General features: G+C 47.5%; 13 protein-coding genes and 1 pseudogene. 4 read left to right on the plus strand and 10 right to left on the minus strand.

Annotation, left to right across the window (positions count from 1 at the left end; all coding sequences use genetic code 11):
• The first annotated feature begins 7 nt into the window (after positions 1-7).
• Positions 8-961 (plus strand): DDE-type integrase/transposase/recombinase, encoded by a 954-nt coding sequence (locus BGX14_RS12275; protein ID WP_095878958.1) that lies wholly within the window; start codon positions 8-10, stop codon positions 959-961.
• On the opposite strand, the gene BGX14_RS12280 is transcribed toward BGX14_RS12275, so the two are convergent.
• Complete coding sequence (locus tag BGX14_RS12280) at positions 937-1,995, minus strand: IS3 family transposase (protein ID WP_143394241.1); 1,059 nt, start codon at positions 1,993-1,995, stop codon at positions 937-939. The two genes, BGX14_RS12275 and BGX14_RS12280, sit on opposite strands and share 25 nt — an antisense overlap.
• Positions 1,977-2,465 (minus strand): hypothetical protein, encoded by a 489-nt coding sequence (locus tag BGX14_RS12285; protein WP_095879140.1) that lies wholly within the window; start codon positions 2,463-2,465, stop codon positions 1,977-1,979. The genes BGX14_RS12280 and BGX14_RS12285 overlap by 19 nt, the downstream gene beginning before the upstream one ends.
• An 801-nt stretch (positions 2,466-3,266) precedes the next feature.
• Between BGX14_RS12285 and BGX14_RS12290 the strand changes: the two genes are divergently transcribed.
• Positions 3,267-3,977 (plus strand): type II restriction endonuclease, encoded by a 711-nt coding sequence (locus tag BGX14_RS12290; RefSeq protein WP_233126580.1) that lies wholly within the window; start codon positions 3,267-3,269, stop codon positions 3,975-3,977.
• 2 nt (positions 3,978-3,979) lie between these two features.
• A pseudogene (locus BGX14_RS12295) lies at positions 3,980-4,462 on the plus strand (Dam family site-specific DNA-(adenine-N6)-methyltransferase); the annotation flags it as partial.
• 253 nt (positions 4,463-4,715) lie between these two features.
• Here BGX14_RS12295 and BGX14_RS12300 read toward each other — a convergent pair.
• Positions 4,716-5,951 (minus strand): IS256 family transposase, encoded by a 1,236-nt coding sequence (locus tag BGX14_RS12300; RefSeq protein WP_095879753.1) that lies wholly within the window; start codon positions 5,949-5,951, stop codon positions 4,716-4,718.
• Positions 5,952-5,994: 43 nt separating this feature from the next.
• Between BGX14_RS12300 and BGX14_RS12305 the strand changes: the two genes are divergently transcribed.
• Positions 5,995-6,450 carry a DNA adenine methylase gene (locus tag BGX14_RS12305; RefSeq protein WP_158223320.1) on the plus strand — a complete coding sequence of 152 codons (456 nt, stop codon included), beginning with the start codon at positions 5,995-5,997 and terminating at the stop codon, positions 6,448-6,450.
• Here the strand turns inward: BGX14_RS12305 and BGX14_RS12310 are convergent.
• The 7 genes from BGX14_RS12310 to BGX14_RS12340 form a co-directional block, all read right to left on the minus strand.
• Positions 6,445-7,188 carry a hypothetical protein gene (locus BGX14_RS12310; protein WP_095880038.1) on the minus strand — a complete coding sequence of 248 codons (744 nt, stop codon included), beginning with the start codon at positions 7,186-7,188 and terminating at the stop codon, positions 6,445-6,447. The genes BGX14_RS12305 and BGX14_RS12310 overlap by 6 nt on opposite strands.
• A 25-nt stretch (positions 7,189-7,213) precedes the next feature.
• Positions 7,214-8,086: an orotidine-5'-phosphate decarboxylase gene (pyrF, locus tag BGX14_RS12315; RefSeq protein ID WP_233126545.1), complete on the minus strand. Its 873-nt coding sequence runs from the start codon at positions 8,084-8,086 to the stop codon at positions 7,214-7,216.
• Positions 8,086-9,627, minus strand: coding sequence for a TrmH family RNA methyltransferase (locus tag BGX14_RS12320; protein WP_095880040.1), 1,542 nt, complete (start codon positions 9,625-9,627; stop codon positions 8,086-8,088). Before BGX14_RS12320 ends, pyrF begins: the two co-directional genes overlap by 1 nt.
• The gene (gene dxs, locus BGX14_RS12325) at positions 9,624-11,492 is read right to left on the minus strand and encodes a 1-deoxy-D-xylulose-5-phosphate synthase (RefSeq protein ID WP_073305946.1); all 1,869 of its coding nucleotides are present in this window, start codon (positions 11,490-11,492) and stop codon (positions 9,624-9,626) included. Before dxs ends, BGX14_RS12320 begins: the two co-directional genes overlap by 4 nt.
• Entirely contained in the window at positions 11,492-12,379 is an 888-nt protein-coding gene (locus BGX14_RS12330; protein ID WP_073305945.1) for a polyprenyl synthetase family protein, read from the minus strand. Before BGX14_RS12330 ends, dxs begins: the two co-directional genes overlap by 1 nt.
• Positions 12,380-12,459: 80 nt before the next feature.
• Complete coding sequence (locus BGX14_RS12335) at positions 12,460-13,707, minus strand: hypothetical protein (protein WP_073305944.1); 1,248 nt, start codon at positions 13,705-13,707, stop codon at positions 12,460-12,462.
• Entirely contained in the window at positions 13,704-14,546 is an 843-nt protein-coding gene (locus BGX14_RS12340; protein ID WP_233126546.1) for a TIGR02147 family protein, read from the minus strand. Before BGX14_RS12340 ends, BGX14_RS12335 begins: the two co-directional genes overlap by 4 nt.
• Between the last annotated feature and the right edge of the window lie 70 nt (positions 14,547-14,616).

The raw sequence follows: 14,616 nt of genomic DNA on the forward strand, positions 1-14,616 counted from the left end.
GAAGAAAATGAGCCTCTCCGAACGGACCGCCATCATTGCGGAAATCGACGCCATTTACGCAAGGACGGGAATCGCCCCGTCCAGGCTGGTATCCTTTTTGGGAATCCCGCAAAGTACATGGAACAACTGGGTTTCGCGGAGGAAGGCGGAAACGCGGCATAACCACGATACGCCGAAGTCCAACTGGATGACCCCGGAAGAGACTCGCGCCATCGTCGACTTCTGCAAACAGTACAAGGACCATCTGCATGGATACCGCTACCTGGCCTGGCTTATGGTAGACAGGGATATCGCATACGCCCGTCCATCGACGGTTTACAACATACTGAAGAGGAACAACCTTTTCGGCAAATGGGCTTTTCCTGCGGAAGCGCGGAAAAAGGGGTTCGACCAGCCGACACGTCCGAATGAACAGTGGCATACGGATTATTCCTACGTCAGAGTTTGCGGAGTGTTCTTCTACTTCGCCTGCGTCCTGGACGGGTTCAGCCGCAAGGTTCTCGTCTGGGACCTTTTCTCCACGATGGAAGGCTTGAACGTTGAAATTCTCGTGACCAGGGCGAAGGAACTCCATCCCGATGCGCATGCCCGCATAATCCACGATAACGGGAAGCAGTTCGCCTCGAAGGATTTCCTCGATCTGGTTTCGAAACTTGAACTCAGGGAGACCTCTACATCTCCCTTCCATCCGCAAAGCAACGGGAAAGTGGAACGTTTTCACAAGACCCTCAAGGCGGAGGAAGTCCGTCGTGACGCTTACCAGGACTATTCCGATGCAAAGAGGAAAATGTCGGACTGGATCAATTACTACAACTCGGAACGGCTACATTCCGCAATCGGATTCCTGACTCCTGACGAGGTTTTCGCAGGAAAGATGGAGGAACGACTTGCAGAACGAAGAACAAAATTGTATAATGCGACAAGAGAACGTGAGGACTATTGGGCTAACCAACCGACCTGACGGAATCCCTTATTAGCTTTGTTAAAATTTTCCAAGTTCAACTTGGGCGGGACATTTCTCCTTCCCCCAAAGCGTTCAGGATGCAGTTCCCTGGACCTTTCCAGCAACGCATTTCTGCGGTCGAGAATCTCCTGGTGGTAGCCAAAATGAACGGCGCACGGCGGCAGCAAATCCAGTCCGGAGTGCAGATGTTCGTTGTTGTACCAGTCCACAAATTCCACGACAAATCGTTCCGCGTCCTCGATAGTCATGAAGTATTCCGGATATACCACACGACTTTTCATCGTAGCAAAAATGCTCTCGGCAAAGGCGTTGTCGTTACTCGTATGCGGCCGGCTATGGCTTGACATCACGTGCAGCTTTTCAAACAAAGATTTAAGATCCTTGCTGCGCATGGGTTTCCCGTTGTCCGCATGGACCAACAGAGATACGTTTTCGCCGGGGCAATATTTTTGTAGAGTCTCCGCAAAGAGCATCTCCGCCAGTTTTCCATCTTCTTTTGTATGCAGACTCCATCCGACGATGTACCTCGAATACATGTCGATAATCAAGTAGAGGTAATAGTACTTCCCGGTCACTTCGGAATGGAGCCAGGTAATGTCCCAACACCAGACCTGGTTCGGTCCTTTCGCTGAATATTCAGGCCGTTTACGCCGCACAATATTGCGGTCGGCGACTCTGCCTATGCCTTGATAATAAGCTTTCATAACGCGTTCGCAAGTCGACGGCGAAGCAATGTAGATTCCTTGATCCATAAGCTTTGCATGGGCGATATTCAACGGGAGGTTACGGTATTCTTCCCTCGTAAAGTTTTCGATAATCGAGGCTGTTTCTTCCAGGGAAAGCCGTTGTGAATTGTTTTCACGATAGCCACCTCGGTTGTCCGCAACATTCCTTCGCCAGCGCCTGTAACGACGTTCGCAAAGACCGATTACATCGCACGCCTTGGAAAGCCTTGCGCCATTTTGGATAGCCTCCTCGATGGCCGCAAGGATTTTCCGTTTCTTTTCCTCTTCTACTTTTCCGGTCCCAATATTGCCGAAGTTTTTTTTTGAAGAATCAGGAGTGCGGCTGCTTCGGCAAGTGCTTTTTCCTTGCGTGCAAGTTCCGCCTTGAGCTTGGCAACTTCATCCTCATGCTGTTTTACGGACATCACGTTTCCGTCACCAGAGTTCTCCATTGCGGAAAGAGAAAGGTCTCTCCAGGACTGGAGTTCTGCAAAAGAAACCCCGTTTTCGGCACAGAACTTTTCGAGTTCCTCGGGTGTCATGCCCTCAGATTTTGCGACGAGGCTGAACTTGGTGAGTGCGGATCTTTTTGCCGATTTCTTGCTCATGGAGACTCCCTGACGTTTGCGTTGCCGTTCCGCAGCAATCCATGAGTACAATGTAGCTTTTGGCAGGTTCATTTCTTCGGCGATGGTCTTGACAGACGGGCATCCCGGCTTCTTTATTCGCTCAAGAAATGAATCCCTGAGTGTTGTATCGGTAGTTTTTCTGGACATAAAAGTCCCCTTTCCGCCCCGGATTTAGGAGATGAAAGCGGACATTTTGACCTGAGGAAGGGGGCTTATGTATTGAAGGCTCTGGTAAACCTGTTAGCGATAAGCAACAGACGACCCGCACCCACAAGGGTGCGAGCGATGTCTTATTCCCTGCTAACATCGAAGTTTACCAGACTTTTCAATACAGGAACAAGATTCTACTCTAATTCAAAATGTCCCTTCAAATATAGCTCAATTTTGATCTATTCTTTGAACAACATGATGAATACAGGTCGTCTGCTGCCGATTTTGGTCTCGCCAACTGGGCCGGCTTCATACCTATAGTCGTATTTTAGGTTGTCTTTAAACCCACATTTTTTGTAAAAAAATTGAATACAGAGACGTTGCTAGTTCTGTTTGAATGGAATATGTTGTTCTGCGGCGAACTTTGTAAAAAACATTTTCAAGCGAGATGAAAGCGTTTTGGAAATCGATATTTCTAAATGTTTGCGAGCGAAGCTGTTATGAAACTTGGCAATTTATTGACTTAGTCAAGTTCAGGGTGGCGGCTCGCATAGGTTGGTGGGCTTGCCGTACCGCTTTTAATTTTTCTTGACAGCCAAATTTTTTATATTTCACGTTATGAACGATATCGGCAAATTTAAAAAGTCATTTGAGACGTCGCTGAATGAGTTTGTCGCTTCCTTTATCTGAAGTTGTTGCCACTGAGGACGGAAGTTGGACGATAAAAGGATTTATTGATGCTTACAAAACATTTATACCATTTCTGCTGATACGAAAATTATTTCTAAAATTTTAGAAATACATTTATTTCCTCAAATTATGGAATTTGCTCAACGATTCGGTTATAAAGTCGTTCTTGCCGATAAGCAAAACTGGTATCCTGATTTAACATTTGTCTGTGAAGAAAATGAAAGTATTAAATTCGCAGTGGATATAAAGACGACGTTTAGACGGAATGGGAAAACTGCTGGCTTCACCTTGGGGAGTCATGGAAGCTATTTTAAGGAGAGAAACAAAAGTAAAAATATTCAGTTCCCTTACAATCAATATGCTGCACATTATTGTCTCGGTATTGTTTATACAAGAAATGAAATTCCTGATTCGGAGCAATTAAATATCTATAAAACGGAAGAAATAGATGCTACACAATCTATGGTTGGCTATAGAAAAGTTACGCGTGTCAAAAAGTTGGAATCCATTGTTTCTGTCATAAAAGATTTTGATTTTTTTGTCGCTGAAAAATGGAAAATAGCAAGTGATAAACAAGGCTCTGGAAATACAGCCAATATAGGTTCTATAAGTGATATAGAAGATTTAAAAGAAGGGAATGGTGTATTTTCTTCTCTGGGTGAAAAATTTTTTGACGAATATTGGATGAATTTTGGTACAGCGGTTTTGATAAAAGATGGAAAACCTCTAAAAATTAAGAACATCCGAGATTTTTTAGAATTTAAGGGGCGTTTGGACCTTCTCGAAAAAATTAATCCAAAATATTTGCCAAGGAACTAAAGATGTCTGTTATAGTTCCACCAATAAAAAGTCAGGGAATCAAAACCAAGCTGGTTCCTTGGATAAAACAATGTCTGCCTTTATATAAAGGAAAATGGATTGAACCATTTATGGGAACGGGTGTTGTTGCTTTTAATTTAGCAGGAGAGCGCGCCGTACTAGCTGATACGAATCCCCATATCATCGGTTTTTATAAAAAAATTCAAAACGGGGAAATAACGGGAGGTAATGTTCGTTCTTATCTTGAACAAGAAGATATTTTGCTGCGAAATTCTTCAAGTGAGGGCTATGATCATTATATTGAAGTTCGCAAAAGATTCAATTCCGGAGAATATTCGCCGTTCGATTTTCTTTTTCTTTCTAGAGCAGGCTTTAATGGAATGATGAGGTTCGGAAAGAAAGGGAACTGGAATATTCCGTTTTGCAAAAAGCCAAACCGATTTGCTCCTGCCTATATCACAAAAATTGTTAATCAGGTGAATAACGGGTTCTGTCAAATAAACTGTGTCATTTAGTTTTTGTTAGCTAAAAAAAGAGCTTTGAAATTTCAAAATTGAAGAAGCGAAAAGCAAAATCAAAGCGATGTTTTTTCAACTCGATTTTGTCTTTGCGACAACTTCAAATTTCTCCTTTTGAAGCAATTCAAATATAACAAGAAATGATAAAATTATCATTCCTTGTTTGAAAAAAAATCATCCAATTAAAGTTTTTGTGTTTCCGTTTGGGGGCGGAGAAAATTCATTTTGGAATTTGATTTAAGTTGAGTGGATTAAATCTTTGACCAAAAAGAATCGATAATTTTTGTACGCAAGTTGTCCAGTTTTGCAATGGCTTTTTCCACTTCTTTTTGATATTTCGATACGCCAAGTACACGAGTTTTACAAGCGAGTCATCATTTGGAAACAGACCTTTTGTTTTTGTCACTTTTCGAATTTGGCGATGATAACCTTCGACAGTATTTGTCGTATAAATAATGCGACGAATTTCACTTGGATAATCAAAATAACACGAAAGTTTATCCCATTTTTCTTTCCAAGATTGAATGACGATTGGATATTTTTTTGCCCAATTTTCTTCTAATTTTTTTAGTGCAATTTCGGCTTCCGTTTTGGTCGATGCCGCATAAACTAACTTCAGTTCTTTCAAAAATTCTTTTTGTGATTTTGCGTTAATGTACTTGAGTGAATTTCGAATTTGATGCACTACACACAACTGAACATTGGTCTTTGGAAACACGGATTCTATTGCGTCCGGAAAGCCTGAAAGTCCGTCTACACAAGCGATGAGAATGTCTTCCACTCCGCGATTTTTCAAATCGGAAAGGACTTGCATCCAGAATTTTGCACCCTCGCTTTGCGACACATACATGCCTAGCAAATCTTTGTAACCATTTGAATCAACACCGATGACATTGTAAATTGCTCGCGTTGTTACGATGCCTGATTCATCTTTTACTTTGTAATGAATTGCGTCCATCCAAACGATGGGATAAACCGTTTCTAAACGTCTCGTTCTCCATTCGTTAATCTCTGGCCACACGCGTTCTGTGATGTTGCTAATGGTATCGGCTGAAATGTATTCGCCAAAATCATCTTCCAAATATTTTTGAATATCGCGCATACTTTGTCCGAGTCCGTAAAGGCCGATAATTCGGTCTGCAAGACCTTCGGCAAGCACGGTTTGACGTTTCTTCACAATCTCAGGATTAAAGCTTCCTTCGCGGTCTCTAGGCGTGTTTATTTGGACTGCTCCGTATGCCGTTTTTATCTCTTTCGGCATTTTCCCATTGCGCCGATTTTCTCGATTTTCGGGCTTTGTTTTTTCCAAATGAACATCCATTTCCGCTTCTAATGCAGCATTCAAAAAATCTTCCAATACTTGGTGAAATGCTCCGTCTTTGCCAAAAATTGGCTTTCCTGTTTTGAACTGAGATGCTGCTTTTTTGATCATCTCTTTATATTCTTCGTGTGTCATCATAGTTCCTCAATTTACATCATTTTTCAAATGATGCTTGGTGGTGAATGACACAGTTTTATGGATAGAGTCGAATAACGTTGCATCGATTATCAAACCCCAATGGAAATTTTTGAATCAGTCATTTGAAAAAACGATTCTTGATGCTCAAAAGGATGATATGATTTATTGCGACCCTCCCTATTATGGTCGTTCTGTAGATTATTTCAATACTTGGACAGAAACGGATGAAAAGAAATTATTCGACTTGTTAAGAGAATTTAAGGGAAAATTCATTCTTTCTACATGGCATCACAGTGAATGGCGTGCAAATGAAATGATTGAAAAATATTGGAATCATTTTAACATTGTTACAAAAGACCATTTTTATCATAATGGTGCTCATTTGGAAAATCGCAGAAGTGTGGTGGAAGCGTTAGTTTGCAATTATGATGTGCCTAAAGTTATTGAATTTTCCAAAAAAATTTTAGAAAATGAACAATTAAGTTTGGCTTTATAGTTTCTTCATCGAGAGCAGCCTGTGGAACGCTTCGTTCGGGTCCATCGAGTGCTTGGAAAGCCTTTCCAGAATATTTTTGACTTCTTCTGCCGCGGAAGTGTCCTGTTTTAAAACCCGCAAGGTTTTGGGAGTGAAGCCGTGGACAAAATCGCTGTATTCCGGATTCATGACGTCGTTGATAATCATTTCGAGCGCCATTTCGGTCTGCATCGTGTTCAAGGCAAAATTGCGGTAGATGGAACGGATATGTTTGGGAATCGTCGAGTCCGGGCTTGTCGAAAAAGGTTCCATGATTTTGGAAGCTTCTGCATAGTTGTGAGTAGGACCGTTTGCCAGCCGGAGCGCCAGATAAATCGCCAAACGCCAGTCTTCAGGATAAACCCGAATGCCTCGCCGCATGACGATAAAATCGGTGGTGTCCGCTTCGTCGTTGTGCGTGATTCCGCCGACGACTTGATACGGCGTGTAGAAAAGGGAATCGAGCTGGGTCGAAAGGTTGCCGACATGGGAAAGCCACGAATAGGAATTTCCGGTGATGTAGCTTTCTCCCAGATCGATGACTCCCCGAATCCAGAACAGCCCGGCGGCGGTTACATTGTGTCCCATGGCGAACGCTTTCGCATAATTCGCCTTGGGCAGAAATTCTTCTTTTTGCGGCAGTTGCGGCAGGGGCTTTGCAAAATGGAAAGCTCCCGCGATAATCAGGCAAGACAAAAGAATGCAGACGATGTAACGCATACCGGTAATGTATTTAATTTAGCCGTTAATGGAGGGCTTCCGCTAAAGATTCCATCGCATCGACGCAGGCGGCGGCGTATTCCGCTTCTTTTCCGCTTCGCTGCCAGGCAAAATTGAGCCCGCTGGAGCTGTTGAGCACGTGGAAGTGACGCTTGCCTCCGCCATTTGCAATGGCTTGCAGAACGGTTTTGGCGTCTCCGCCTTGCCCGCCAGGAACGCCGGGGATGGAAACTCCGGGAATCAGGAACGGGATTTCGTGCTGGGCCGCGACAAAGAACGAGGTGATTTTTTCGAGTTCTTCGGGGTGCGTGGCTCCGACGACGGCTCCCAGATTGCCATTGTCCCATTCGACGAGTTTTTGGGCGACTTGGAAAAAGGCTGTGCTGTCTTTGACAGGCATGTCCTGAAAATCGGCGGCACCTTTGTTGCTGGTGCGCAAGAGAGCGTAAACGCCTCCGTTTGCCGGATGTTCCAGAAATGGCCCGACGGAATCTTTTCCCATCCACGGGCTGACCGTTACCGCATCGGCTGCGTAAATGCGAAAGGCGGCATCAGCGTAGGCGGCACTGCTTTTCCCAATATCCCCGCGTTTGGCGTCCAGAATGACGGGAATCCCTGCGCTTTTGTAGGCGGCAATCAGGTCGTGCAGAACCCGCATTCCTTCAATGCTTACGCATTCGTAGTAGGCGCTGTTCGGTTTGACGACGGCGGGCTTGACGTTCCGCTTTTCGCATTCTTCCAGAATATCCATATAGAAGAAGCGGATTTTGTCTTCTGGAGTATGGACTTGGGAATGTCTGCGTTCAACGGGCATCAAGGACAGCTTGGGATCCATGCCCAAGCAGATGGGATTTCCGCATTCGGCGATGCGAGCTTTAAGACGGTCGGAAAAAAGCATCAGGCGAGATCCTTTTGAATTTTTGCCATTTCGTAGGAGAGAATCCCGTGGGCCACGGAAACGTTCAGGGATTCCAAATCGCTGGACATCGGAATTTTCACGGTTTCATCGGAAATGTCAATCAGGTGCTGGTCGGTTCCGGCTCCTTCGTTTCCGACGAGGAAAGCGACTTTGCGGAGTTTGCGCGGTTCGATTTCGGCGAGGCTCTGTTTGCCGTGTAAATCCGTAGCGATGATCGTGTAGCCGAAGGAGTGCAGCTCGTTGATGACTTCGATCAGATCCCTGTCCTTTTCAAATGGAACCCGAAGGAATGTGCCCGAGGAACCGCGGACGACTTTGGGGTTGAACGGATTGACCGAACCCTTGCCGATGATGATTCCCGACGAGTTGAACCCGAGGCTGGTGCGGAAGATGGCACCGAGATTGCCGGGATCTTGAACGGCATCGACGAGCGTCAGAATGCTGCGGCTCTTTTCGTAGTTCGGTTTGGTGCTGGCGGAGCGGCAAACGGCGACAACGCCTTGCGTGGTCACTGTCGAAGAGAGGCGCTTCAGCTGTTCTTCGCTGATAACGTGGATGTCCACTTTTGCCGTGCGGGCCTTTTCGATAGTGGGCTGCAGATTGGCAAGCGCTTCGTAGGTTTCTTCACCCAGGGAATTTAAAATCGCTTCGCCGTTTTCATCGACTTTTCTTTTTCCGGCGACGTAGATTCCGATAATCAAATCCAGATGGTTGGCGAGGATTTCTTCGACAACACGAACGCCTTCCGCAATAAATTTGCCTTCGCGTTCTCGTCCTTTTTCTGTAGTGAGAACGAGGAGTCGGCGGAACCACGGCGGATTTGAACCGGTGGATTCGGGAAGAATGTCCGGGGAGTCGGCGAAATTTAAAACGGCGTCTTCATCGCGGACGATTTCTTCGTCGTCAATGCTCTTGTTTTCGGGCTTTTGGCGGAAAATCGGACGGTCGTCTTCTTGGAACGGATTGTCTCCAAAGCGGCGTGGGCGTCTGGAGTCTTTGCCAAAGCTTCTTTCGCCGTCTCGGTTGAACGGTCTGCGCTCCCTGTCGCCGAAGGATCTGCGCTCGCTTCTGTCGAAGCTTCTTTCGCCGTCTCGGTTGAACGGTCTGCGTTCCCTGTCGCCGAAGGACCTGCGTTCGCCTCTGTCGAAGCTTCTTTCACCGTCTCGGTTGAACGGTCTGCGCTCCCTGTCGCCGAAGGATCTGCGCTCGCCTCTGTCGAAGCTTCTTTCACCGTCTCGGTTGAAGGGCTTGCGTTCCCTGTCGCCAAAGGATCTGCGCTCACCTCTGTCGAAACTTCTTTCACCGTCTCGGTTGAAGGGCTTGCGTTCCCTGTCGCCAAAGGATTTGCGCTCTTGCGAACGTTCGTATGCGCGGCGTTCGCTGCGGGTTTCTTTTGCATCGGGATCGGGAACTTCGGGACGTCTGCCAAATCCATGGTCTGCGGGATCGTCGCTGACGCCGAATTTGCCTGTAAAAGTCTGCCGGACAACGTGTTTTGGGGAGTTGTTTTCTTCTGTCATAGCTCTTTCAATAGTTTGTTTGCAATGGACGTGCCGTCAATGCCGAGCATCCGATACAAGTCCGGTATTTTTCCGTGTTCTACAAACGCATCGGGAAGTCCGAAACGCATCAGCCTGTGACCATCCAGATTCAAATCGGAAAGCAGCTCGGCAATTTCGGAACCGAATCCTCCGACGATGGAATTGTCTTCCAGAGTGACGATGGTTTTGTGCGATTGGAACAAGGTGCGGTAGTTTTCCTTGTCGAGCGGTTTTACAAATTGTGCATCCACCAATGTGGGATTAAAACCGTGTTCGGCAAGAATCTTCGCCGTCTTTTCGAGTTCGTGCAGCATAAAGCCAACGCCTAAAAGCAGAATGTCTTTACCTTGCTGCAGGATTTTGAATTTTCCAAAGGGTATGGGTTTTGTTTCTGCGTGGAGTTCCGGAGAAAGGGCGGAGCCTCGCGGGTAGCGGATGGCGACGGGGCCATCCATGTCAATGGCTGCGGTCAGCATATCCCGAAGATTATTTTCATCGGAAGGAGCCATGATCGTCATGCCCGGAATGGAACGCAGATAGGTGAGGTCGAGTGCGCCGTGGTGAGTGGGACCGTCTGCACCGACAAGTCCCGCACGGTCGAGAATGAAGACGACGTGCAGATTTTGCAGGGCGACATCGTGAATTATCTGGTCGTAGGCGCGCTGGAGGAAGGACGAATAGATGGCGACGACGGGAATCAGACCGCCGCAGGCAAGTCCCGCGGCAAAAGTGACGGCATGCTCTTCGGCGATGCCGACGTCGATAATCCGGTCGGGCAATTCCTTTTGCATGATGTCCAGGCCGGAACCGTTCGGCATAGCTCCTGTAATGCCGACGATTTTTTCGTTCTTTCGGGCGAGTTGCAGAAGCGTATTTCCAAAGATGCTGGTTAAAGAAGGAAGCGGATTTTTTGGAGAAAGCACTTCGCCGCTTTTGGGATCAAACGGAGCGGAAGCGTGCCAATGACTCGGGTTGGATTCCGCGAGTTTCATACCGCGGCCTTTTTCCGTCATGACATGGATAAGGCATGGACCCGGAATGGATTTTACCCGCTCCAGAATGGAAACGAGTTCTCCCGTGTTGTGACCGTCAATGGGTCCGAAGTAACGGATTCCCAGATCTTCAAAAAATTGCCCCGGCTTTAAGGCGCTCTTGACCGCTTTCTCGGTCATTTGGAAAAGCGAACGAAAATGGTGCCCGATGATGCCCGGAATTTTCGCCATGACCTTGTCTATATCCGAGCGGAGCTTGTTGTACATCGGGTCGGAGATGACGCGGTTCAGGTATTTGGGAAAACCGCCGACGTTGGGCGCAATGCTCATCTTGTTGTCGTTCAAGATGATGGTCATGTTCTGCTGGGAAATGCCGGCGTTATTGAGTGCTTCGAAAGCCATCCCTCCAGTCATGGAACCGTCACCGATAATCGCGACGACGTTGTGATGCTGGTGCAGCTTGTCTCGGGCGACCGCATAACCCAAGGCCGCAGAAATCGATGTGGACGCGTGCCCGACGCCAAAAGCGTCATAGGGGCTTTCCGAACGTTTGGGAAAGCCGGACAGTCCTCCTTGCTGACGAAGCGTTTCGAATTTGTCGTAACGCCCGGTGAGCAATTTATGGACGTAAGCCTGGTGCCCCACATCCCAGACGAGAATGTCTTCGGGAGCGTTGAATACGTAGTGCAGAGCCAAAGTCAGTTCGACAACGCCCAAGCTGGAAGCCAAGTGCCCGCCGTGAGTCGCCACCTGGTCAATGATTTTCTTGCGGATTTGTTCTGCAAGATTGTCCAGCTCGGAGATGGAGCAGCCCTTGATATCTTTAGGAGATTGAACGTCTTTGAGCTGCATTACTTAACCCGTGTGATGATGAATGCGGCAATGGCTTTGAGGATGGTTGTGTCCCCTTGCAGGCCTTCGAGCTGCTGGAGGGAATTTTCGTAGAGTTCCTGCGCTTTCTTCCGGGAGTTTTCCAACCCGATTAATGCGGGATATGTCGCTTTCCCGCTGGCGATGTCGGAGCCGGCGTCCTTGCCAAGGACTTCCGTTGTAGAAACGATGTCGAGAATGTCATCGACGATTTGGAAGGCTAGCCCGATAGCTTTGCCATAGGCTTCGACTTTTTTCACTGCGTCATCAGAAGCGTGGGCGAGTTGGGCCCCGATGACGAGGGAAGCCTCGATGAGCGCAGCCGTCTTGTGGTAGTGGATGTAATCGACGACTTCTAGCGAAACATCTTTTCCTTCGCTATCGATATCCGTCATTTCTCCGCCGATCATACCGTAAGTTCCCAATTTATGGGCGAGGCTTTCCATGGCTTTCGGGTTACCGGTTTTTGCCATCAATTCAAAAGCGAGAACGCAAAGGGCATCGCCGCTCATGACAGCGGTCGCTTCGCCGAATTGCTTGTGGGCGGTCGGTTTGCCCCGGCGAAAATCATCATTGTCAATGCACGGCAGGTCGTCGTGAATCAAGGAAAAAGTGTGCAAAAACTCCAGCGCGCTCATGGCGTACCAGATACTGTCATCCTTGCCGCCAAAAAGTTCAAATGCCGCATACGCCAGAGCGGGGCGCAAACGTTTTCCGCCGGCGAAAATGGAATAGCGCATCGCTTTGTGCAGATTGCAGGGAAGATCCGTTTCGGGCGGAAGAAATTCGTCGAATTTTTCTTCGGCGAGCTTGGCGATTTTGTCCAGATAGTTGCGGGCGATATCCGCTTCGTTTTGAAGAGTTTGCATATTTAAAATGTAGAAAATAGCCCGCAAAAAACAACGGCACCGTTTATAGGATGCCCTTGGATGTTTGGAATCGGGGATTTTTAGGGAAGATGCGTTCCGTAAAAGACAATGTCGTCCAGGCTGAGCTCTTGCCCGTTGATACCAAAGAAATGGATGCGGGTGACGGTGGTCCGGACGCTTTCCCAACCGGTAGAGAGCGAGTCGTCTTGAGGCTGCAAAAAATCGGAAGGTTTGATGGAATATCGGCTCCATATATTGGATAGGGGAATGTCCGCCGTCCAGGCTTTCAAATTGTCTGATGCAGAATTGTTCCAGCGTTCCAGGGCGAAACGCAGGGAACCCGTCCCTTTGGCAAAAAATGTTACGGAATCCAAGCCGCTTAAATCTACGCCTTCCGCAGAAATCCGCGAACCGAAAATGACGTAATTATTGTTTTGTATGAGAGGCGAAGAGGAGTAGTAGCCGCTGAATACTTTTCCTTGGCGGTCGGCATTTTCGACGACTCCTTTCCAGGCGGAATCCGCAGGGAACGAGATTGTCGCCAAGGATGCGGAATCCTTGCTGAAATACCACGCCTTTTCCGCAAAGGAAACGGAATCTTCAAAGCTTTCCCAAAGTATTTGAACGCTGGAATCTTGTGCGACCGTATCTTGAAACGAGGTGTCCGGTTGCAGTGTATCGGCGGGCAATGTGTCCGTCGGCGTGCGGGAAATATGAATCCATTCCGTGGTTGTCGCCGATTGAATGGATAGAAGCGTATCGGCGATGATGGAAAGCCGGGATTCATTGAGTGCGTAAAGCTTCAACGAACCTGCGGGGAGACCGTGCAGAACAAAATGGCCATTGGAATCGATTCGGGAAAGGATATCGAGCCCATAAACTCCAATCCATTCCGCTTTTTCCGGATCTTCTTGGTTCGCGATGGTTCCCGAAATGTTTCCCGGTTTTTTCAGGATGATTTGGCCCAAGTCCGTAAGGCTATCGGTGATGAAAATTTCTTGCGAGAAAATAAGGCTGTCAGATACAACTGTCAGACGGTATTCGCCGGGTTCGATGGCGTTTATTTCCAGAAGCCCCGCAGAATCGGAGAAATAGTCCGCCGAAATTGCCGCTTGGGAAGAGTCTCGGACGGTGAAGTCCGTTTTGCGGAGAGCGGCACCTATTGTGTGTGCGGGAATGCCTTCTTCGGTTAGAATTGTGGCGAAAATCCCGTTCGTCGTTTCGCTGCCGGGGCCGCTGGCCTGTGTCGAACTGTTGTCGCAGCCAGAAAACGTTATGGCAAGAATCGCCGGGAAAAGAAAGGTCGAAAAGAATCCCCGCATTTTCATTTTCCGCTCCCTTTTTGCAACAGGGCGATGGGAAAAAATTGCACATTCAGCTGGTAAACGGTATCGTCTCCGGTTCCCTCGCTGGAAAGGCGCAAAAGTTCCCGCCGAAATTCCCGGATGCGCTCCCGCACAAGGTCTATGCTGTTCCTGTTGAATGTCATTGTGGCCGTGCTGATGTCTCGCAAGGGCGGCTTGTGCCTAGAAAGGGATTGCCCTGCCAAAGAAATCGTGTCTTCTTGAAAGCGTCGCACCGCTTCGGAACGCCAGTTTCCTCCTGTGCCAATGAATGTATCTGTCACCGTCCATATTTTATTTTCGTCGAGACGGATCATTTTCAGGGATTTCAGGAGTTTTACCGCTTCTTTCGCTTCTTTCAAGGAAATTTCCGGAGTGCAGGATTCCGCAAGCCGCCGGTAACTTTCCTCGTCGTCGCGGAAAGTGCCGATTCCCAAAAGAGAACGGATCGCGTTGGAATGCCAGTGCCTGTAAAATTCCAGTTCTTTGACGTCTAGCCGTTTGATGGTGACGCCTTTGATGGAAAGCATTTTTTCGTAGTGGTCCAGGGCTTCCTTGTCGCTCTTGGCGCGTCCGAAAAGAACCAATTCCGTCCAGTAGGCACTTTGCTTTTCGTCTAGGGAAAAAAACTTGGCGATGGGCTGGATATATTTAATGGAAAGCTGGATTTTTCCTTGGGTCACTCGAAGAAGATTTCCCGGATCGCCGCCGATTTTTGCCGCCAAGTAACGCCAGGAAACCGCACAATGTTCTTTCTTGAAGTTGTCGAATGCGTCTCGCAGCCAGGCATGGTAATCGGTATAATCAAAAATGGCGTTCATCATTTGAAAAATAACGTCAAAATGGGAAATGAATGCTCAAGGAAGTGAAAATTTTGTTGTAAAGAATTACAAT

It is taken from the genome of Fibrobacter sp. UWS1 (assembly GCF_002300445.1).
Lineage (GTDB): Bacteria > Fibrobacterota > Fibrobacteria > Fibrobacterales > Fibrobacteraceae > Hallerella > Hallerella intestinalis.

Excerpts from the sequence above, each read along its gene's own strand:
- BGX14_RS12275 (WP_095878958.1), top strand. The coding sequence starts at position 8 with ATGAGCCTCTCCGAACGGACCGCCATCATTGCGGAAATCGACGCCATT.
- BGX14_RS12285 (WP_095879140.1), bottom strand. The coding sequence starts at position 2,465 with ATGTCCAGAAAAACTACCGATACAACACTCAGGGATTCATTTCTTGAG.
- BGX14_RS12300 (WP_095879753.1), bottom strand. The coding sequence starts at position 5,951 with ATGACACACGAAGAATATAAAGAGATGATCAAAAAAGCAGCATCTCAG.
- BGX14_RS12310 (WP_095880038.1), bottom strand. The coding sequence starts at position 7,188 with ATGCGTTACATCGTCTGCATTCTTTTGTCTTGCCTGATTATCGCGGGA.
- pyrF (WP_233126545.1), bottom strand. The coding sequence starts at position 8,086 with ATGCTTTTTTCCGACCGTCTTAAAGCTCGCATCGCCGAATGCGGAAAT.
- BGX14_RS12320 (WP_095880040.1), bottom strand. The coding sequence starts at position 9,627 with ATGACAGAAGAAAACAACTCCCCAAAACACGTTGTCCGGCAGACTTTT.
- dxs (WP_073305946.1), bottom strand. The coding sequence starts at position 11,492 with ATGCAGCTCAAAGACGTTCAATCTCCTAAAGATATCAAGGGCTGCTCC.
- BGX14_RS12330 (WP_073305945.1), bottom strand. The coding sequence starts at position 12,379 with ATGCAAACTCTTCAAAACGAAGCGGATATCGCCCGCAACTATCTGGAC.
- BGX14_RS12335 (WP_073305944.1), bottom strand. The coding sequence starts at position 13,707 with ATGAAAATGCGGGGATTCTTTTCGACCTTTCTTTTCCCGGCGATTCTT.
- BGX14_RS12340 (WP_233126546.1), bottom strand. The coding sequence starts at position 14,546 with ATGATGAACGCCATTTTTGATTATACCGATTACCATGCCTGGCTGCGA.